This is a genomic window from Blautia sp. MSJ-9, from assembly GCF_018919065.1.
In the GTDB taxonomy this organism is placed as follows: domain Bacteria; phylum Bacillota; class Clostridia; order Lachnospirales; family Lachnospiraceae; genus Blautia_A.
Window position 1 is genome coordinate 54,985 of the sequence record NZ_JAHLQG010000018.1, and the last position, 22,036, is coordinate 77,020.

16 protein-coding genes are annotated in these 22,036 nt (G+C 42.9%); 14 read left to right on the plus strand and 2 right to left on the minus strand.

Annotated features, from left to right (window positions below; translation table 11 throughout):
* Positions 1–52 precede the first annotated feature (52 nt).
* From KQI87_RS04910 to KQI87_RS04920, 3 genes are all read left to right on the plus strand, one after another.
* Positions 53–316 carry an HPr family phosphocarrier protein gene (locus KQI87_RS04910; RefSeq protein ID WP_216459137.1) on the plus strand — a complete coding sequence of 88 codons (264 nt, stop codon included), beginning with the start codon at positions 53–55 and terminating at the stop codon, positions 314–316.
* A gap of 316 nt (positions 317–632) precedes the next feature.
* Positions 633–3,245: a L,D-transpeptidase family protein gene (locus KQI87_RS04915; RefSeq protein WP_330655688.1), complete on the plus strand. Its 2,613-nt coding sequence runs from the start codon at positions 633–635 to the stop codon at positions 3,243–3,245.
* Positions 3,246–3,512: 267 nt separating this feature from the next.
* Positions 3,513–4,961 (plus strand): GH25 family lysozyme, encoded by a 1,449-nt coding sequence (locus KQI87_RS04920; protein ID WP_216459138.1) that lies wholly within the window; start codon positions 3,513–3,515, stop codon positions 4,959–4,961.
* Positions 4,962–5,158: 197 nt separating this feature from the next.
* On the opposite strand, the gene KQI87_RS04925 is transcribed toward KQI87_RS04920, so the two are convergent.
* Positions 5,159–5,488: an EamA family transporter gene (locus tag KQI87_RS04925; RefSeq protein ID WP_330636079.1), complete on the minus strand. Its 330-nt coding sequence runs from the start codon at positions 5,486–5,488 to the stop codon at positions 5,159–5,161.
* Between the two features lies 1 nt (position 5,489).
* On the minus strand, positions 5,490–5,840 hold the full coding sequence (locus KQI87_RS04930; protein WP_216459140.1) for an EamA-like transporter family protein: 351 nt from the start codon (positions 5,838–5,840) through the stop codon (positions 5,490–5,492).
* 150 nt (positions 5,841–5,990) lie between these two features.
* Here KQI87_RS04930 and KQI87_RS04935 point away from each other — a divergent pair, with 150 nt between their 5' ends.
* From KQI87_RS04935 to KQI87_RS04985, 11 genes are all read left to right on the plus strand, one after another.
* The gene (locus KQI87_RS04935) at positions 5,991–6,926 is read left to right on the plus strand and encodes a glycosyltransferase family 2 protein (RefSeq protein ID WP_216459141.1); all 936 of its coding nucleotides are present in this window, start codon (positions 5,991–5,993) and stop codon (positions 6,924–6,926) included.
* A complete protein-coding gene (locus tag KQI87_RS04940) occupies positions 6,926–7,891 on the plus strand; it encodes a hypothetical protein (protein WP_216459142.1) in 966 nt (321 codons plus the stop codon). The genes KQI87_RS04935 and KQI87_RS04940 overlap by 1 nt, the downstream gene beginning before the upstream one ends.
* Positions 7,888–9,186 (plus strand): ATP-grasp domain-containing protein, encoded by a 1,299-nt coding sequence (locus KQI87_RS04945; RefSeq protein WP_216459143.1) that lies wholly within the window; start codon positions 7,888–7,890, stop codon positions 9,184–9,186. Before KQI87_RS04940 ends, KQI87_RS04945 begins: the two co-directional genes overlap by 4 nt.
* Positions 9,179–10,309 (plus strand): dTDP-4-amino-4,6-dideoxygalactose transaminase, encoded by a 1,131-nt coding sequence (rffA, locus tag KQI87_RS04950; protein WP_216459144.1) that lies wholly within the window; start codon positions 9,179–9,181, stop codon positions 10,307–10,309. The genes KQI87_RS04945 and rffA overlap by 8 nt, the downstream gene beginning before the upstream one ends.
* 134 nt (positions 10,310–10,443) lie before the next feature.
* The gene (locus KQI87_RS04955) at positions 10,444–11,784 is read left to right on the plus strand and encodes a D-alanyl-D-alanine carboxypeptidase family protein (protein WP_216459145.1); all 1,341 of its coding nucleotides are present in this window, start codon (positions 10,444–10,446) and stop codon (positions 11,782–11,784) included.
* Positions 11,785–11,877: 93 nt separating this feature from the next.
* Positions 11,878–12,432: a dTDP-4-dehydrorhamnose 3,5-epimerase gene (gene rfbC / locus KQI87_RS04960; protein WP_118510525.1), complete on the plus strand. Its 555-nt coding sequence runs from the start codon at positions 11,878–11,880 to the stop codon at positions 12,430–12,432.
* 12 nt (positions 12,433–12,444) lie between these two features.
* Entirely contained in the window at positions 12,445–13,260 is an 816-nt protein-coding gene (locus tag KQI87_RS04965) for an ABC transporter permease (RefSeq protein WP_216459146.1), read from the plus strand.
* 147 nt (positions 13,261–13,407) lie between these two features.
* Positions 13,408–14,640 carry an ABC transporter ATP-binding protein gene (locus tag KQI87_RS04970; RefSeq protein WP_216459213.1) on the plus strand — a complete coding sequence of 411 codons (1,233 nt, stop codon included), beginning with the start codon at positions 13,408–13,410 and terminating at the stop codon, positions 14,638–14,640.
* Positions 14,641–14,806: 166 nt separating this feature from the next.
* Positions 14,807–16,999: a class I SAM-dependent methyltransferase gene (locus KQI87_RS04975; protein WP_216459147.1), complete on the plus strand. Its 2,193-nt coding sequence runs from the start codon at positions 14,807–14,809 to the stop codon at positions 16,997–16,999.
* Between the two features lie 11 nt (positions 17,000–17,010).
* Entirely contained in the window at positions 17,011–19,512 is a 2,502-nt protein-coding gene (locus KQI87_RS04980; protein ID WP_216459148.1) for a glycosyltransferase family 2 protein, read from the plus strand.
* 1 nt (position 19,513) lies between these two features.
* A complete protein-coding gene (locus tag KQI87_RS04985) occupies positions 19,514–21,958 on the plus strand; it encodes a glycosyltransferase family 2 protein (RefSeq protein WP_216459149.1) in 2,445 nt (814 codons plus the stop codon).
* Positions 21,959–22,036 lie beyond the last annotated feature (78 nt).

The following is a 22,036-nucleotide window of genomic DNA, read 5'->3' on the forward strand; positions in this document are numbered from 1 at the left end:
TGAACAGTTACGGCAGCTGTACAGTGGCCGACAAGATAAGAGGAACTATATAATGGTTAATAAGAAAGTGACAGTTAAGAATCCCACAGGTCTCCACCTGAGACCTGCGGGGATTTTGTGCAATGAAGCAATGAAATATCAGTCACAGATCACATTTGCTTATGACGGCGGTATGGCAAATGCTAAGAGCGTCCTGAGTGTACTCGGGGCATGTGTGAAATGTGGAGATGAGATTGAGCTTACCTGTGAGGGGGTTGATGAACAGGAAGCACTGGATAACATGGTAGCTGCTATTGAAAGTGGGCTTGGCGAATAGCGTCATGAAGCTTTAGAGCAGTGAGAATCGTTGTAATAAAAGAACGCTGCTGTACATTAGTGGCTACGGCGACTGACAACAACGCGGAAATAAAAAATTTAGATGCGATATTGTTCAAGAAATCAACTTGTTGGCACACTAGGTGTACAGTAACAATATAAATGCAGTTGTTCAAAGATCAGTTTAATCAAATCAGGTAAGTCTCCCTGCTTCAATTGCGAAAAGCAATAAGCGACAGGTGGTGACTTGCTCGTGGGATATTGAGTTGGTCAACAGTTATATAGAAACTGCATAAATAAAAGAGGAGGACATTATTGTGAAAAGAAGATTAGTTGCAGTTACACTGAGTCTGGCCATGACGATGGCAACGGTCAGTGAAGCGGGTGCTGCTGCATTTACTTCACCTGATGAGTCTGCTGTTGTTACACAGGTGACAGAGACAGACACAGAGGATGTAAGTGTTGCAGAGGAGCCGTCTGAAACAGATACGGATTCCGATGAAGTGGATATTTTCTCATCAGGAGATGATACAGCAGATGTTCCGGCTCAGGATCAGACAGACGATGTTTTCACAGCAGGAACTGATACAGCAGCAACAGCACAGCAGGATCAGACACCGGCAGTTACAACAGGTACCACAGATGCAGAGGGTGCAGTTGTAGTGAAAGCAGAGGACTGGGTAAGTACAGAGGCAGGATTTAAACTGCGTAAATCTGCACAGACTCAGGATGCAGCAAACACAGATGGCGAAGATATGGCTCCGACAGATGGGGACACATCCGCTGATGAAGTGCAGAATGTGGCAGATGTATTATCTCAGGGTGATGCGGATGTGATCGTAGACAATGCTGATGCTACAGCAGATCAGGTTGATGCAGCAGATGTAGCTGATGCAGATACTACCGTAGATACAGCAGATGATTCCACTGTAGAACCGGCAGCAACAACAGAAACTGAGTTTTATACAGAAGCTGACGGAATTGTAAAGATCAGTACAGAATATAAAGGAACTGCACATACCGGATATTATCTGTTTGATGAGAATGGAATTCTTGTAACCGGACAGGCAGAAGTAAAACAGGAAGTTGTTCCGGCTGCACAGGGAGAAGATGAACCGGCAGTTATTAAGGAGAATCTTACACAGTCTTACTTCACAACCGCAGAGGAAGCAGTTGTATATGAAGGATGTGAAGGCGAGTCCGTCACACCTTATACTTCTACTGTGGGACAGCAGGAGATGAGCACCTGGAAATGGACAGGAACTGTGTTCCAGTATTATGATGAGAATGGTACACTGGAAACTGTAAAACAGCTGGAAGAGAAAGCGAAAGCAGCAGGTACATATACCGGATACTTTGAGATTAACGGAGAGTACTATTGCCTGGACGCAGATGGCAAGCCGCAGACAGGTGAGATTACTCTTACAGTGAATGGTCAGTCAAATCTGTATTATTTCCAGCCGGCAAGTACAACAGATGATATTCCTGGAAAGATGTATCATGATGGATGGATTCGTCTGGACAAGTCTAACAAAGAACGCTGGCTGTACTTCAAAAAAGGTGAAGTGCTGGCAGATATTGGTAAATGCTACAAACGTGGTGTGATCGCGACAGCAATTGATAAAAAGGGAACAGATGCATACCTGATAGATGCCAACGGATATATTCTGAAATCAACCATGAAGAAGGCAGCAAACGGTGCGTTCTACTGTACAGATAAGAATGGTGTGATCTACAGAAATCAGTTGGTGAAATACGGAAACTACAGATATTACTTTACATCCAATGGTAAAAGAGCTAAATGGACCAAGAGATGGGCAAAAGTAGGTACTCACTATTACTATTTCGGAAGTACAGCAGGCAGAGTTGTAGAGAAACACGGATGGCAGAAACTGGTAAACACCAGCGGTAAATATCTTGGATGGTTATACTTTGATTCCAAGGGAAATCATTACACAAACAAGTGGACTTCCACAGGATATTATTTCAAACCATCAGGAAAACTTGCAAGTGGTTTAACTGAAGTTGACGGCAAGATGTATTTATTTGAGTCATCTACTTCTACAGAACATAAAGGTAAACTGTATAAGAGCACAATGGTACGTTATAAGAAGAAATGGTATCTTGCATCTTCTACAGGAAGTCTGTATAAGAGTGGATGGAAGAAATACAGTGGTAACTACTATTATGTAAAAGATTATGTGATCCAGACAAATCAGTTTATGAAGAAGAAAGGAGTAAACGGATATCTGGATTCCACCGGTAAATATACAACAGGATGGGTAGTTGTAAGTAACACTAAGAACCTTGTAAGATATATTGATCCAACCGGAAATGGTTTTGCAAAGAATAAGAGTATGAGAGTTAACGGTATTCTCTACTACTTTGACAGCAACGGTTATCGTATTACAGATCTGACAAGCAGATATACAGGACCATATACATTACAGGTGGATAGAACCAATGGTGTTATGACTGTTTATGCAGATTCTGCAAGAACGATTCCGGTAAAAACAATCCGTGTATCTGTAGGTTTACCGAGTACACCAACTCCGACAGGAACTTATTCATTGAGCAGAAGTCTTAGATGGCAGCCGCTGATGGGACCGTCCTGGGGACAGTATGGAACACATGTAGATGGAGCCGGTCAGGGTGGAATTTTCATTCATTCTGTAGCGTGTGCACAGGCAAACTCCTACAATCTTCCTACTGTTGAGTACAATAAGCTTGGATCCCCGGCATCTCATGGATGTATCAGAACTTGTGTTGCTGATGCGAAATGGGTATATGATCACTGCAATGGAGCAACCATCAATATTTACGACGGTAAATATAAAGCAGATGATGCTTTAAAAGGACCGCTTGGAAAGAAACCTCTGACTCCATTAAAAGGAGCTGCAAACTACGACCCGACAGACCCGAACTTATAAAAAGTACGAGCTGTATCTGAAGTGTAGAGAAAGTTTATAGAAAATAATAAAGAGACACAAAGAGCTTTGATTACTCTGCGTGTCTCTTTTTGTATGAGTTACTGAGAATGGAGTGAACAGCAACTTGTATAATCATACAGTAGTAAATTTAACCGTGATTATCTTGCACATATGTAATTAATTGTGTATAATATCTTAATAATATTGTAATAATTAATTCCGACCGATGTGCAGACTGGGCGGATATAGTATGAACAGGAGAAAGAAATGAGAAAAAAATCAATAAAAATCGGGAGAAAGATAGCAATCGGGCTTCTGGCAGCTGCGATGGCAGTGATACCGTCGGTAAGTTCTGTTATGGCGAATCCTCATTATGACAGACGTGACACGGTTGCAGAGGAAGAACGTGTACCGGCAGCAGGAGCTTCTGGTACAGAGAAAGCAAGGAGTAAAGTAAGCCCGAATGCCTGGAAGAAGATTAATGGTGTCTGCTACAATGGAAGCGGAGAAGTAATTCCGGGAGCCATTACAAGAGGAATTGATGTATCGGAATGGCAGGGTAATATCGATTGGGCGCAGGTGAAGAAATCTGGAATTGATTTTGCATTTGTACGTATTTCTTATGGTGCTAACCGACTGGATAAAACCTACGATGCCAATATGACAAAGGCAGAACTGGCAGGAGTTCCGGTTGGAACATATGTATACAGTCTGGCGCTGAATACAGAGACAGCTCTGAAAGAGGCACAGGTTGCCATTGAGCAGATGCAGGGATATAAGGTATCCTACCCAGTTGTATTTGACCTGGAATATTCTAAAGCAAGCAATCTTTCCAGACAAGAGGTATCAAAGCTGGCGCTGACTTTCTGCAATGAAGTGCGTAGGGCAGGATATTATCCGATGGTGTACTGTAATGTAAACTGGTATAACAATTATGTGGACTGGTCTATGTTATCCGGGATGGATGTGTGGCTTGCCAGTTATGGAGACAGGATTCCGGCACCTGACAGGAGCAAATATAATTATACGATCTGGCAGTCAACAGATGGAAACAGTGAGTATGGACTTAATAGCACAAGCGGTCTGGTAGGCGGAATCCCTGCCGGAGATGACGTTGATATGAATTTTGGTTTCGTAGATTATACGAAGAAGATCACACCAAGATGGAAATCTGTTGATTCCTACGTTGCTTCCACAACACCTGACACAGGAACAGCAGATAAGGAGAAAGAAGGCCTCCACAAAGTAGACGGAAAGTATTATTATGTGGATGAGAATGGCAGCCGTGTATCAAGCCGATGGATAACTGCAAACGGAAAGACTTATTATATCAGTTCCGATGGTTATGCGTTGATGGGAATGAAGAAAGTAGACGGGAAATACTACTGGTTCCACACCAAATACGGATATATGTTCAAGAGCCGCCGCGTGACCAGATCCAATGGAGATATTTACTATTTCGGCAGTGACGGTGTCCGCTATGAGAATGGAATGTACCGTGTTACAGAGAGTAGCGGGGAGCATACCTATTATTTCCAGAAGAACGGAAAGGCATATAAAGGGTGGCGTACATTAAATGGCAATAAGTATTACTTCTATAAAGGAAGTTCCGCACTTTCCGGCACCAGAGCAGAGAACATTTCTCTGACAAGCAGCAGCGGACTTGTGTCTGTATTTGATGGAAATGGAGTCTGCGTCAGACAGTACAAGAAATAAAGTATAACAGAAGTGAAAACTATAAAGAAAGATAAAAAGAAAGGTTTTGACTGATATCTGGTTTGGTTGAGGATATCGGTCAGAACCTTTTTTGTTGAATAACAAAATAGCTGCATTGTTACTTGCTCATAACCGAATAACTGCTTATTGCTTTTCGCAATTGAAGCAGAGGACCTCCTGATTCGGTTAAATGTGGCTCAAAGCGTATAGATAATAATTCCTGCAATAATGATCAGATTTCCAATAATCTTACCCTTAGTGATCTCTTCTTTCAGAATAAAATGAGAAAGGAGAAGCACAAACACATAAGCCGCAGTATCGATCACCGGACCGTAACGCATATCTACCTTTGTATAACACCAGGTATTCAGCAGAAGAATCAGCATAAAGATCGCATAAGACAGGATTACGCGGAAATTTAAATATTCCCGGATTCTGTTTTCGTATTTAATGTTTGCACTCTGCTTCAAAAGTATCTGGGAAACCGCAGAGAAAAAAGTTCCACCCAGCATAATTAAAATAAACATTCTATTCATATCTCTGCACCGTCCATACTCCGATTAAAACTACCAGGATACCAATGATATTCTGGATTGACAGATTCTCATGGAAAATAACAACTGCCCAGATCTGTGACCACAGAAGATACACGCTCTTATTGGCATAGGCAGTAGACAACGAAAACTTCTTGATAACCTGCTGCCAGGCAATCGCATAAACTCCACAGTTAGCAACCATCAGAAACAGAAACAGGTAAAGCAGCGGACTGCTCAGACCATGCTTATTGTATTGAACAGAAGCAGCTTTGGAAAAGACACTTGTCAGTGAAAACAGCAGAATATTCAGATGCAGTTGTATGTAGTCTTTTATTTTTGACATAATACCTCCCCAATTATAGACATATATAGTTTATTTTACATAAAAAGACAGGGAAGTCAAGGTTTGTACAGGATGAAACTTGAAATGGCATGTTGAAAATGATATGATAAAAATGATTGCAAAAAGATGAAAAAAGGAAAGGGAAAGCATATGAGCTTATATTCAGTGGTTGTTCCTGTATATAATTCTGAACATACACTGGGAGAACTATATACCCGATTAGAGAAAGTATTCCGAGAGACTCTGAAAGAAGATTTTGAACTGATCCTTGTAGACGATGGGTCAAAAGATAGATCCTTTGAAATAATGAAAGAACTTCGAGAAAAAGACCATAGGGTTCGTATTATACAGATGGCACGAAATTTCGGACAGCATCCAGCACTTTTGTGTGGATTTGCTCACGTAAAGGGAGAATTCGTGGTGACTATGGACGATGACCTTCAGCATCAGCCTGAGGAACTTCCGAAAATGGTAAGAACCATGCAGGAGAGACCGGATGTAGATGTTATTATCGCAAGTTATGAAGGCAGAAAGCATGGTCCGATCCGTAAACTGGGAACAAAGTTCTCTGTATGGGCAACTTCCAAGATGCTTGGAAAGGACCCGGATCTGCAGATCACCAGCTACAGACTGATCCGCAGATTTCTTGTAGATGCAATGGTAAAGACAAACACTTATCTGCCACAGATCGGAAATCTTCTGATCCGTAGTTCGAACCGCATCATCAATGTTCCGGTTCAGCATGCAGAAAGGGCTTACGGCAAGAGCGGCTATTCCCTGAAACGATTAGTCAAAGATCTGATGTACGATATCACTACACATACTGCATTTCCACTTCTCCTTGTGAGAAATATCGGAATTGCAAGTTTTCTGGTAAGTGTGATAATGGCAATTTATTATCTGGTGAGATACTTTACACTTGGAATCTCTGTACAGGGATGGACTTCACTGATGCTGGTTATGCTGGCATTTTTTGGACTTATCCTGTTATCCATCGGAATTATGGGAATCTATTTAATGAACATTCTGAATGAAGCGAAGAAAATGCCTCATTACGTAATACGTCAGGAGGACACAGACGAATAATGACGAAAGAAATTGGCGGATATTTCCAGTTGGAAGAGATGCCGGGTGAGGAATACTATACAGATCTATATAGAGTAAATCTTGGAAGGACAGCTCTGCTGTGGATTCTGGAGAGCCGCAGATGTAAGAAGATCATTCTGCCTTATTTTCTGTGTGAATCAGTAGTACATACCTGCAGTGAGAATCAGATAGAGACAGAATTTTATCATCTGGATGAGAAACTGGAGGTTCAGTATCCGAAAGGACAGCTCCCGGAGGGAGTATACCTGTATTTAGTCAGTTACTATGGCCAGCTTTCAGACGACAGGATTCTGGAATATAAGAAGCTTTACGGAAATATCATTGTGGACCATACTCATGCATTTTTTCAGAGACCACTGAAAGGTATTGACACTCTTTATTCCTGCAGGAAATTCTGGGGTGTCAGTGATGGTGCTTATCTGTCAACAGATACCAAACTGACAGAGAACAATACACCGGATTATTCCGCGGATCGTATGAAACATATCCTTGGACGTTATGAGCAGGATGCAGGAACTTATTATAAAGATATGCTTGCAAATGCAGCAAAATATGAAGGTATGGAGCTCCGGCAGATGTCCAGGCTTACGCAGAATCTGCTGAAAGCTGTGGACTATGAGACAGCAAAAGCGAAGAGAGAAGAGAATTACCGGATACTGAGTGAACTGCTTCCATCAGAGAACATTTTCAATCAGATCATTCCGGAGGGACCTTTTGCCTATCCGTATTTTCACGCCAATGGTATGGAACTTCGCAGACGCCTTGCGGCAAAGAAGATTTTTGTGCCGACTTACTGGAAGAATATCCTTGAGAGCTGTGAAAGAGACAGTCTGGAATATACCTGGGCAGCTGATATTCTGCCTCTGCCCTGCGACCAGCGTTACGGAGCGGAGGATATGAAATATATGGCAGCTGTTGTCAGAGAATGTGAGGAATTAGAATGAAACATAAAGTGCTGATCCTGGGTACACTTGGAGAATTTACAGAACTGGTCAGAAAAGCGAAAGCAAGAGGCTATGAGACGATTGTGTGTGACGGTTATCCGGATGGTATTGCAAGAGAGTATGCAGATAAGGACTACACGATCCCTGTAACAGATATCGATGCCATTGCACAGATGTGCAGAGAAGAGAGTGTAGACGGGATCATCACATCATTCTCAGATCTGCTTCTGGAATGTATGACGAAGATTGCAGATAAAGCAGGTCTGCCCTGTTATCTGAAACCGGAACAGCTTCCCTGGTACAGAGACAAATCAGCATGCAGAGAAGTTCTTGAGAAATTGGGACTTCCCACACCGGGCTTTCGTAAAATTTCTGTAGACCTGCTGAGACAGGGTACAGAAGCGCAGCTGCAGGAGGGCATTGCCGGCCTGGAGTATCCGCTGATCAGCAAACCGCTGGATAAATATGGATCAAGAGGAATCTTTATCATCCATGACCAGAGTGAAATCAGAAGAAAAGCATTACAGACAGCAGAGTATACAAATTGTCAGGAAATTCTGATCGAGGAGTACAATGACGGTTATGAATTTAATATGATGACCTGGGTCATGGACGGCAGAGTCAATGTCGTAAGCATTGCAGACCGTGAGAAAACAGAAGTGGAAGAAGGAATGCTTCCGATCAGTACACGAAATGTCTATCCGTCCCGTTTTCTCACTGAGGTGGAGAAGGGTGCCACAGATGTTCTGCAGAGATACATTGGTTATACCGGACAGACGGAAGGTGCTCTGTCCATGCAGTTCTTCTGGAAACCGGGAAAAGGAATCCAGGTATGTGAGATTGCAGGTCGTTTCTTTGGATACGAACATGAGCTGACGGACATGGTCTATGGATTCCAGATCGAAGAACTTCTGCTGGATTATCTCTATGAGAAAGAGAGAATCCGGGAAATGTTTGCAAAGCATAACCTCCATGCACCTCAGAAATACGGGGCAGTGCTGTATTTTCAGGGAAGACAGCTGCAGATTGCAGATCAGACAGCGCCCCGCCGTCTTGCAGAAGAGAAATGTGTAGTAAAGCCTTGGATTTTTTACAAAGAAGGAGAAAAAGTGGTAGAATATGGACCAAATCCATATCTGGCACTGTATTATATAGAAACAGAGACCCGCGGAGAACTGGACAGAGAAACGGAGAAGTTTTTCAGTGAAATGAGCATCAGGGATCCGGAAGGGAAAGAAGTTGCTTACAAAAATAGAATACCTGACTATGAAAAGGGAAAGAAAATAGATGATTGATTTTAACAGACCTGCTTTTACAGGTAAGGAATTTGACTATATCCGTGATGCTGTGGAGCGGGGAATGCTCTGCGGAGACGGAGAATATACGAAGAGATGCTCCAAGTGGATGATGGATCATTTCAATGTAAGGCATGTCATGCTTACTACATCCTGCACCCACGCATTGGAGATGGCAGCCCATCTTTCAGACATTAAGCCGGGAGATGAGGTGATCATGCCATCCTATACATTTGTGTCAACAGCGGACGCATTTGTATTAAAAGGAGCAAAGATTGTATTTGTTGATATCAGACCGGATACAATGAATATTGATGAGAAGCTGATCGAAGCGGCAGTTACAGAGAAGACAAGAGCAATCGTGCCAGTTCATTATGCAGGTGTTGCCTGTGAGATGGATACCATTATGGCAATCGCGAAGAAATATAATCTCAAAGTTGTTGAGGATGCTGCGCAGGGAGTGGATGCCTATTATAAAGGCAAAGCACTCGGCACGATCGGAGATTTCGGATGTTACAGCTTTCATGAGACTAAGAATTATACTATGGGAGAAGGCGGCGCGATCCTTTTCAACAACGATGAATATCAGGATAAAGCAGAGATCCTGAGAGAAAAAGGGACAGACCGAAGCAAGTTCTTCCGCGGACAGGTAGACAAGTATCGCTGGATGGATTATGGTTCTTCTTATCTTCCGAGTGAGCTGAATGCTGCATATCTGTATGCACAGCTGGAAGAACGTGAGAAGATTTTCAACAAGCGAATGGAAATCTATAATTACTATCATAAGAGTCTGGCACATCTTGCAGATGAAGGTAAAATTGAACAGCCGTATGTACCGGCGGAATGCAGCCATAATGCACATATGTATTATATTAAGGTTCATGACATTCAGGTGAGGACCCGTCTGATCAGTTATCTTCGTGAAAAAGAAATCTGCAGTGTATTCCATTATGTACCGCTTCACTCTGCTCCGGCAGGACAGAAATTCGGCAGATTTTCGGGAGAAGATGTCTACACGACGAGGGAGAGTGAACGTCTGTTAAGACTGCCGCTGTTTTATAATCTTGACATGGAAGATGTGAAGTATATTACGGATACGATCGCTTCCTTTGATGGATTTTAACCGAATCAAGTAAGTCGCCGGATTCAAGTATGAATATCCGTTTGACCCGAATAGCGAAATTGGTGATTTTGTTCGTTTGGCGCAGTAACAGATATTCGGCATCAGGGGACAGACAGATAAGAGGACACAGTATTATGAAAAAAAGAAACCATTTATTTAAGATTGCATTGCTTTCCAGTGTGATTGCAATGACATCTGTACAGATGTGTGCAGCGGCAGAGGTGACTACACAGGACACTGCATCAACAGCAGAAACAGCCCCGGCATCTATTTCCACCAATGAAATTCCGGGATGGCCTGCAGGACCTGAAATCACATCAGAAACAGGTGTGTTGATAGATGCGGACAGTGGAACCGTTCTGTACAGCAAGGGTGGAGATGACATCCGCTATCCTGCAAGCATCACAAAGATTATGACATTACTTCTTGCAGTGGAGAATTGCTCTCTGAAGGAGGATGTGGTATTCACGGAAACAGGAACCCGTGACATCAGCTGGGATTCCGGAAATATCGGAATGCAGGTGGGCGAAGTAATGAGCATGAGGGCATGCCTTTATGCACTTATTATCCAGTCTGCCAATGAGGTTGCAGCTCAGATCGCGGAACATGTAGGCGGCACAGAGCAGAAATTCATAGATATGATGAACCAGCGTGCAGCAGAGATCGGATGCACGAATACACATTTTGCAAATGCCAGCGGACTGCCGGACCCGAACCATTATTCCACAGCCCATGACATGGCGCTGATCATGCGAGAAGGTCTGAAGAATAAGAAATTCCGCAGGATCATCGGCACCACAGATTATACGATCAAACCAACAAATATGAACAGCGAAGCAAGGGTTCTGCATACTCACCATCCAATGTTTGCACCGGAAAGTGGTTATTACTATAATGGATGTATCGGTGGCAAGACCGGATACACCAGTGAGGCAGGCAATACTCTTGTGACAGCAGTTGAGCAGAATGGAACCACTTATATTACAGTGACTATGAAGGCGGCAGATCTTGCCGTTGCCAGCACAGATTCCACAGCACTGTTCAATTATGGCTTTCAGAATTTCACAAAACTACAGGTAAATGGTGGAGAAATCCTTGCGCCAAACGGTGTGACTGTGGATAACCTGACTGTTCAGGAATCACAGGAGAACGGAGAGACAGTGGATAGCTATTATTACAATGATTATCTGCTGGGAAGCGTCACAGTTCCGGAAGCAACACCAACACCGGAACCAGCAGCGGATACTGCTTCAGAGAACGGAAGCGGGGCAGATACGTCTGATGGAAGTGAGACAGTTCAGTCTGACAGTACACAGACCTCAGATCAGACAAAGACCACTGCCGAAGACTCACAGACTTCTGCTGGGAGGATTCAACTGAGAAAAATCCTGCTTGGTATAGGAGCAGCTATGGTTCTGCTTATTATCATTCTCTGTATCGCACTTGCAAGAAAAGAGCGGAGATATAGTGAGTAGTAACGATATTTGACTGATAGAATATAAAAGAATGATTACTGTTTAGTAGTGAACAGTAGCAAATAATGACATAGCATAAGAGAGGAAATCAAAATGGGAAAAATTAAAGTAACAGAATGCGGTGGAATCAAAGGATTAAAAGTAGTAGAACCAACAGTTTTCGGAGATGCCAGAGGATATTTCATGGAAACATACAACTACAATGACTTCAAAGAAGCAGGGATCGACGTAGAATTCGTACAGGACAACCAGTCCAGCTCCCACAAAGGAGTACTTCGCGGACTTCACTTCCAGATCAACTATCCGCAGGACAAACTTGTCCGTGTTGTAAACGGTGAAGTATTTGACGTAGCAGTAGACCTTCGTGAAGGTTCTGAAACATATGGCAAATGGTTTGGCGTTGTACTTTCCGCAGAGAACAAGAAACAGTTCTTTATCCCTAAGGGATTTGCACACGGATTCCTGGTACTTTCCGAACATGCGGAATTTGTTTACAAATGCTCTGACTTCTATCATCCAAATGATGAGGGCGGCCTGATCTGGAATGACCCGGATATCGGAGTAGAATGGCCAATTCCGGAAGGAATGGAATTAAGCTTTTCTGACAAAGATACCAAATGGGGAAGCTTCAAGGATTACCGCAAATAGGAGAACGAGAGATTGAGTACAATTTTTTCTTTACCAAAAGATATTTATAAAAACAGACGGCTTGTGGCAAAGCTGGCAAAGAATGACTTCAAAACAAGATACGCAGGCTCTTATCTGGGAATCGTATGGGCATTTATCCAGCCCGTGATCACGATCCTGGTATACTGGTTTGTATTCTCTGTAGGCTTTCGTTCAGGAACCGGAGATCTGGGAGTTCCGTTTGTTCTTTACCTGGTAGCAGGTATCGTACCCTGGTTCTTTTTCCAGGACGCGCTGATCGGAGGAACGAACTCTCTGCTGGAATATAATTATCTGGTAAAAAAAGTAGTCTTTAATATCAGTGTCCTTCCGGTAGTTAAGATTATTTCTGCTATGTTTGTGCATGCGTTCTTCGTATTATTTACGATCATTCTGTATGCAGCTTATGGGAAATTTCCTGACCTTTATTATCTCCAGATCATTTATTACAGCGGATGCGTATTTATGCTGGTTCTGGGCTTGTCTTATGCAACCAGTGCAATTGTTATCTTTTTCAGAGATCTGACACAGATCATCAACATCGTACTTCAGGTAGGCGTATGGCTGACACCGATCATGTGGATCGTTGAGAATACCCCTCTGGTGGGACATCCGGTGATCATGAAGATCCTGAAACTGAATCCGATGTACTATATCGTTTCCGGATACAGAGATACCTTCCTGATGAAGAATTGGTTCTGGGAACACGCAGGATGGACCATTTATTTCTGGGCATTTACATTCCTGTGCTTCTTATTCGGCAGCTGGGTATTCAAACGTCTGCGCATTCATTTCGCAGATGTCCTGTAGAAGAAAGAGAGTAAGGTGTTCACAGATTATGTTTTTATGCAGTAAGTGCAGAAGATGGAGTGGACAGCAGTTATAGAGATACAGATATGGCAGAAAGGAAATAACGTGGAGAACAAGAAAGTAATTCAGGTGAAAGACCTCACCAAGATGTATAAATTATATGATAAGCCCTCCGACAGACTCAAAGAAGCGCTTGGGCTTACCAGAAAGAAACTTTACAAAGAACATTATGCGCTTCATGATGTCAACTTTGATATTTATGAAGGCGAGTGTGTGGGTATTATCGGAACCAATGGTTCCGGTAAATCCACGATCTTAAAGATCATTACCGGCGTTCTGACTCCTACTTCAGGAGAAGTAAAAGTAGACGGAAGAATTTCCGCACTTCTGGAACTGGGAGCCGGATTTAATATGGAATATTCAGGACTTGAGAATGTGTATCTGAATGGAACCATGATTGGTTTTTCAAAAGAAGAGATTGATGCCAGACTGAATGATATTCTGGAATTTGCAGACATTGGAGACTTTATCCACCAGCCTGTAAAGACATATTCCAGCGGTATGTTCGTGCGTCTGGCTTTTGCTGTCGCGATCAATATTGATCCTGAGATCCTTGTAGTAGACGAGGCATTATCTGTAGGTGACGTATTTTTCCAGGCAAAATGCTACCATAAATTCGAGGAATTTAAGAAACAGGGCAAAACGATCCTGTTCGTAAGCCATGACCTGAGCAGTGTTTCCAAATACTGTGACAGGGTTGTCCTTCTGAATAAAGGTGTGAAGATGGATGAAGGTTCCCCGAAGCAGATGGTTGACTTGTACAAACAGCTTCTGGTAGGACAGAGTCCTGTGAAACAGAGTGAAGCTGCGATTGATGAGCAGGTTTCAGCAGGAAATGGAGAGGATCTGGGAGATTTTCAGGTGAATCCGAACATGCTGGAATACGGAAGCCGCATTGCCGAGATCATAGATTTCCGTGTGATCGATGACAAAGGAATGTGTTCCAATACCATTGAAAAGGGAAGCGAATTTAAGATCCGCATGAAAGTCCGTTTTAACGAAGATATTCAGGAGCCGATCATGGCGTACACATTCAAGAATATCCAGGGAACGGAGATCACAGGTACAAACACCATGTATGAGAATGCAAAGGTAGAACGCTCCGGAAAGGGCGATGTATGTACTGTGACTTTCACACAGAATATGAATCTCCAGGGCGGTGAATACCTCCTGTCATTTGGATGTACCGGATATAAGAACGGAGATTTTACAGTATTCCACAGACTTTATGATGCATGTAATGTGACAGTTATTTCCAGTAAGAATACCGTAGGGTTCTATGACATGGATTCAAAAGTAGAAGTCAGGTGCGGCGAGTAATTTGTGGATATACGGTGGAGACTTTGGGCTTCGGGCACAGATTAAGTTTGCAAAACAAACGATATTCACTGGGCTTTGCATAAGGAGGCTCGGCTTTCCTGTACCGCAAAGCATGTTGCTGGACAAAGTGAACAGTAACAAAAATAAATGAGCGCGAGGAATATATATGGAAGAAAAAATCGGAAAAGTAGTCCTGGATACGACCTGCTATCTCGGACAGGACTTATACAGCGATGGTGCGATAGAGGATGAGATGCTTGCGATTTCCAGAGATTTTGCACCAGAAGAATTTAACAGAGTCATCAGCGAGCGCAAAAGCTGGCCAATCCTGTATCATTTTTCTCATATCAGAGAGAACATCTTAAGCTGGCTTCCTTTCACGGGAGAGGAGAGGGTTCTGGAGATCGGTTCCGGATGCGGAGCTGTCACAGGTGCTCTGTGTGAGAAGGCAAAGGAAGTTACCTGCATCGAGCTTTCCATGAAGAGAAGTAAGATCAACGCATACAGACATCAGGATCAGGATAACCTAAAGATCCTTGTAGGAAACTTCCAGGAAATCGAGAAGAATCTGACTGAGAAATACGATTACATTACGCTGATCGGTGTATTTGAATATGGTGAATCTTACATTCAGAGCGAGAATCCATATGTGGATTTCCTGAAGATCATTTCCAGACATCTGAAGCCAGACGGAAAGATCATTCTGGCAATCGAGAACAAGCTGGGACTGAAATACTGGGCAGGATGCACAGAGGATCATTTTGGAACTCTGTTCGAGGGAATCCAGGGATATCCGAATACCAAAGGCGTGAAGACTTTCTCCAGAAAAGAATTTAACACGATCCTTAAAGATGCCGGAGACTTAAAAGCTGACTGGTATTATCCATATCCGGATTACAAATTTCCGATGACTATCCATTCAGACAGACATCTCCCTGCCAGCGGAGAGCTGAATATGAAGGATTACAACTTCGACAGACTGCGTCTTGGGCTGTTTCAGGAATCTCAGGTATACAACACACTTCTGAGCAATGACCTGTATCCGCAGTTTTCTAATTCTTTCCTTCTTGTGATCGGAAAAGAACAGCCGCAGATGGAGCCGGTTTACGTGAAATTCTCTAATGAGAGAAATCAGAAGCTTTCCATTTATACAGAGATCAGCCAGACTGCTGAAGGCAGACTGACAGTAAAGAAAGTACCAACCCAGAAGAAAGCCACAGAGCATGTACAGAAGCTGAAAACAATTTATGAAAATCTGACCAGTATGTACAGAGAAGAAGGAATTGAAGTAAACCGTTGCACACTTAAAGAAAATAGTGCAGAACTGGAATATCTCACAGGAATTACTCTGGAGGACAAGCTGGATCACCTTCTGGAAGATGGCAGAACGGATGAGCTGGAGGAATTATTCTTCACTTATATTCAGAAGGTAAAGAATATTCACGAGAAGAAAGCATTTGAGAAAACACCAGAATTCATCCGTGTATTCGGAGATGTAAATCTGCGTTCTGATCTGAAGAGTACAGAGGTATCCAATATAGACTTCGTTCCTGCAAATATCATTCTCTCTGAGGACAGAGTATCAGTGATTGATTATGAATGGACATTTACATTCCCTGTGCCATCCCAGTTTCTGGTTTATCGTATGATCTTCTACTATCTGGAACTGAACGACAAACGTGGAGTATTAAAGAGCAGAAACTTCTACGAGAAAGCCGGCATCACAGAGAAAGACATAGAAGTATACGTGCAGATGGAACACAATTTCCAGCAATATATCCTTGGTGAACATACCGCAATGCGAAACATGTATGCCGAGATTTCCCCGGGACGTGTGGAAATGGCAGACTATTATGCAGAGAAGAGGCAGGAGTCCATGGAGAATCTTCAGATTTTCTGGGATAACGGAAAGAGCTTCAATGAAGCGGATTCCGTGAGATACCTGTTCAGAAACAGAAAAATTCAGGCGGAGTTCAAACTTCCAGAACATACCACAATGCTCAGACTTGATCCGGGTGAAATGGCAAAAGGCCTCAGAATCATAAAGATGAACTGGGATGACGGAAGCACTGTGAAATTCCATACAGATGGATGCGAGGTAGCGGACGGAGAATTCTATTTTGGAGGGGACGATCCGCAGATCATTATAGACAGTGTTCCTGAGAATACGAAGTCCATGGAAGTGGAAATGGAGATTCTGGATGACAAAACAACAGAGAAGAAATTCTGGAACATATATACAGAACAGAAACGGGCAATGGACCAGATGAGTCAGGAACTTGCACAGAAGAAAGCACTGGTTGATCAGGTAGAAAGCAGCAAGGCATGGAAAGTTTACCGTGCTATTAAAAGGGTTTAAAGGGATAAATTATGGGAAATATACTTTGGAGTGTGGACAAGAAAATATACAGCGACAAAGAAAATCATACTCTGACCATTACCGGATGGGCAGTAACAAAAGACCAGACAACATATGATTTTTCTCTTTATGGTTCAGGAAAGGAGCTCTCTTTTCCTGAACCTTCGCGCTATGAAAGAGCGGATGTAGCTGAGAATCTGAAAGAAACAGTAAAAGAAATAAAAAACGCAGGCTTTACAGTAAAGATACCGGAAATCCTGCAGCTTGCGCAGGAGCATGAGAACTTCCAGCTTGCACTGCAGGCAGGAGATGAAAAAGAAATCATCTGGGAAGCCAGTGCACAGCAGGTGAAGGATTTCTGCATAGAGAGCCTGATCGAATATTATATTGACGAAGAACAGATCACTCAGGGAAACATCCTGACCATCAAGGGATGGGTAGTAAACCAGATGGATTCTGATGATGTATTTGTACAGGACACAGATGGAAAAGTTCTGGAGTGTACCATCACCAGACACAGACGTCCTGATGTAGAAAAAGCAAAAGGAATCTCTGAGTCTGAGAAAAGAAATCTTGGATTCAGCATCACTGCAGATCTGGAGAACATACACGATCAGAACATCTGCATCTGCTTCCGCGGACAGGACGTGCAGAAAACATATACTGTAAATGTAAAGAAATTAAAGAGAGAGAATACAGGTCTCTATCAGCAGATGAAACTTCTGTCTCTGGAGAACAGACAGAAGAATCATGCGTATATAAAAGAAAACGGGATTGGAAGATTTTTCCGTTATGTACGCAATTCTCAGCTTAAGGATGGTGAGCAGGATTATGAGGACTGGCTCAAAGATCACGAAGCATTCCGAAAGGAACTGAAGAGACAGAAGAATGCGGTCTTTTCTTATTCACCTCTGATCAGTATCGTTATTGTACTGGCAGATACAGATGTGAGACGCCTGAAGAATGTGATCGATGCATATACAGATCAGACCTACGGTAACTGGCAGCTCTGTCTGGTGGACGCCAATGAAGGAGAAGAAACCGGAGAGTTTTTACGAAAGAAATATAAAAAAGAGATTCGACTTTCTTATAAGAAAGTTACAGAGAATAAGGGAATCTCTGAGAATCTGAATGCAGCACTGAAACTGGCAATGGGAGATTATGTACTGTTTGCGGATCAGGAGACAGTACCTGCGCCGGATGCTCTTTTCTGTATGGTTAAGGCAGTCACTGAGAAGAAAGCAGACATGATCTATACAGATGAAGATCAGATCAGTGTGGATGGAAAACAACATTATGAACCGAAATTCAAACCGGATTTCAATCTGTACAGATTACGAGAGAACAATTATATTGGACGGTTCTGGGCAGTCCGGAAAGAAATTATGGAGCAGGCCGGATGGTTCAATCCGCAGTACGACGGAGCCGAGAATTTCGATATGCTTTTAAGATGCAGCGAACAGGCTGCGCAGATTGTGCACATTCCAAGAGTTCTCTGCCATAACATGGATGCCGGACAGCAGCTGTCACAGGAAGAGAAACAGAAAGCCGGGGAAGCCGGAAGAAAAGCACTGGAAGAGCACTATCACAGAGTACAGATCCCTGCCGCTGTAGAACAGACAGAGAAACCGGGATGGTACAGGAGCCATCTGGCTATTCAGGGAGAGCCGCTGGTCTCTATCATTATTCCGAGTAAAGATCACATCAATGACCTGGATCTCTGTGTTACTTCCATAGAAGAGAAGAGCACCTGGAAGAATTATGAGATCATTGTTGTAGAGAATAACAGTGTGGAGAAGGAAACCTTCGTATACTATGAAACACTGAAGAATCGGTATCCAAATGTCAGGATCCTTACCTGGAAAAAAGAATTCAACTATTCTGCCATCAACAATTTTGCAGTGAGAGAAGCCCAGGGAGAATATCTGCTGTTTCTCAATAATGACGTAGAGATCATCACCGATTCCTGGTTAGAAGAGATGCTTCAGCTTTGTCAGCAAAAAGGTGTCGGAATGGTTGGAGCGAAACTCTACTATCCGGATGATACCATTCAGCATGCCGGGGTAGTAGTTGGACTTGGCGGGGTTGCGGCACATGTTTTATGTAAACTTCCGCGTGATGCAGAAGGATATATGGGACGTCTGCGCTGCGTACAGGAGATGAGCGCAGTCACAGCAGCGTGCATGATGGTAAAGACTTCTGTTTTCAAATCTGTTGAGGGATTTGACGAGGAACTCAAAGTTGCATTTAATGACATTGACCTCTGTATGAAAGTAAGAAGCAAAGGCGAAAAGATTATTTTTACCCCATATGCAGAGTTGTATCACTATGAATCCAAATCCAGAGGAATGGAAGACACTCCGGAGAAGCAGCTGCGTTTCTCCAGAGAAGTCAACTGTTTCCGCAGAAAATGGGAACGGGAGCTGTTGAAGGGAGATCCTTATTACAGTCCGAACCTGACATTAAATAACACAGACTGCTCTCTGAGAAAACTGGAGAGAAACGGAGATTAACATGCCTAAGGAAATATTTGAAGTAGTAAGAGAGAGATTTCATTTATCAGACAGAACTCAGTATATTGTTCAGGGCCACTGGCCGAAAACGGCGAAATTAGAAGCGTATCTGGACAATAAAAAGCTGGAAACATCTGTAAAAGAGAATGAGAACGTAAGTGCTCTGGAGCGTTTTCAGGATCCGGAGAAAATGGAAGGAATGCAGATTACAGCAACCATCCAGATTCCAGAGAATCTGAGCAGCTATCATAAACTGGTGATCTATGAAAAGTTCCCGGACAAAAAGCAGACCTGGTTTTCCATCACAGCCCGTGAGTTGGATAAAAAGAGAGATAAGCCGCAGGTTTATTTCGAAGAGGAGAAAGCAGAGCAGGGAACTGTTCGTATCAGGGGATGGGCCATTGCACCGAAACCGGTGACAATCCGTATCTTTGATGCGGACAAAAAGCCGATTACTGCTGAGATCCAGAGAACAGACAGAGTAGATGTAAATCAGTTATTTGAAGAAGCTCAGGATCCGGGAAAGACAGGATTCTTCTCCGAGATCACGAATGTTTCCGGAAAATGCCTGTATGTAGTTTTCTACGCAGGAGAGAAGAAGACGGTACACGTAGTTCCACTTCGAAAAGCAGACATTCTGGCAAAGAAAGTCGATAAATATGTAGAAAAAGGTATCCGCTACTGGAAATCCCAGGGTATGACGGCACTTGCAGAGAAAGTAGTCACTAAGGTAAAAAATGTCCGCCAGGGTCCGCCGACCTACCAGAAATGGATCAGACATCATCTGCCTGGAAAAGCCGAACTGGAGAAACAGCGTAAGACTACATTTGGATACAATCCAAAGATTTCTTTTGTAGTACCGCTGTATAAGACACCGGAAAAATATCTGCGCAGACTGGTAGAATCTCTTCAGGAGCAGACTTATTCCAACTGGGAACTGTGCTTCTCTGACGGAAGCGGAGCCGAGTCACCACTGATCGATTTATTAAAAGAGCTGTCAGCAAAAGACAAGAGGATCAAATATGTTTCCCATGATGAGGCACTGCAGATCTCAGAGAATACCAACAGTGCGATCGAGATTGCTGCTGGTGACTTTATTGCATTTGCAGACCATGATGATGAGCTGACTCCGAATGCGCTGTTTGAGTGTGTGAAAGCATTAAATGACAGACCGCAGACACTGGTGATTTATACAGATGAAGATAAGATGTCCATGGACGGACATAAATTCTTCCAGCCGCACTTTAAACCGGACTACAATCCGGATCTGCTCTGTACAGTAAACTATATCTGCCATCTGTTTGTAGTTTCACGAAAAGTAATTGAGAAGACCGGCGGACTGAGAAGCGAGTTTGACGGTGCCCAGGATTATGATTTTGTATTCCGCTGCGTGGAAACAGTTAAAGATGAGGAGATTTACCATATTCCGAAGATTCTGTATCACTGGCGCTGTCACGAAGACTCTACAGCAGAGAATCCAGAGAGCAAGCTATATGCTTTTGAGGCCGGAAAACGTGCAGTACAGGAACATTACAACAGAACCGGAATTAAGGCAGAGGTGCTTAAGGGAGAATATCTTGGATTATACAGAACGAAATTTATCAGAGATTATGATCCGCTGATCTCCATTATTATTCCAAACAAAGACCACATTGATGATCTGAAGAGATGTATGGATTCTATTGAACAGAATTCTACTTACAAAAACTATGAGTATATCATTGTGGAGAACAACAGTACAGACCCTGCGACCTTTGAATATTACAAGAAGCTGGAAGCTGAGAATCCGAAAGTACACATGGTATACTGGGACGGAATCTTTAATTATTCCGCGATCAATAATTACGGCGCATCTTTTGCAAAGGGTGAGTATCTGCTTCTTCTGAATAATGACACAGAGATCATTAATCCGGACTGTCTGGAGGAACTGCTTGGCTACTGTATGCGCAGTGATGTTGGTGCAGTAGGAGCCAGACTCTATTACGAGGATGACACCATTCAGCATGCGGGTGTTGTAATCGGATTCGGAGGAATTGCAGGACATTGTTTCGTTATGCAGAAGAGAGGTACAACAGGATACTGCCACAGAATTATCTGTGCACAGGACTACAGTGCAGTTACAGCAGCCTGCATGATGGTAAAGAGATCCGCCTTTGATGCAGTAGGAGGACTTTCCGAGGAACTGGCAGTTGCATTTAATGATATTGACTTCTGTATGAAACTTCGTCAGGCAGGATATCTGATCGTGTATAATCCTTATGCGGAATTATATCACTATGAGTCCAAGTCCAGAGGTCTTGAGGACACGCCGGAGAAGGTAGCACGATTTAATAAAGAGATTGCTACTTTTGAGAAAAAATGGCCAGATATTTTAAGAGATGGAGATCCGTACTATAATCCGAACCTCACATTAAAAAGCCAGGATTTCTCACTGAAGAGAATCTGAAAAGTATCCATGGATTTTGACTTGTAACTGTGAAGGTACGGAACAGTTATTCTGAAAATAAAAATGAATGTGAAAGAA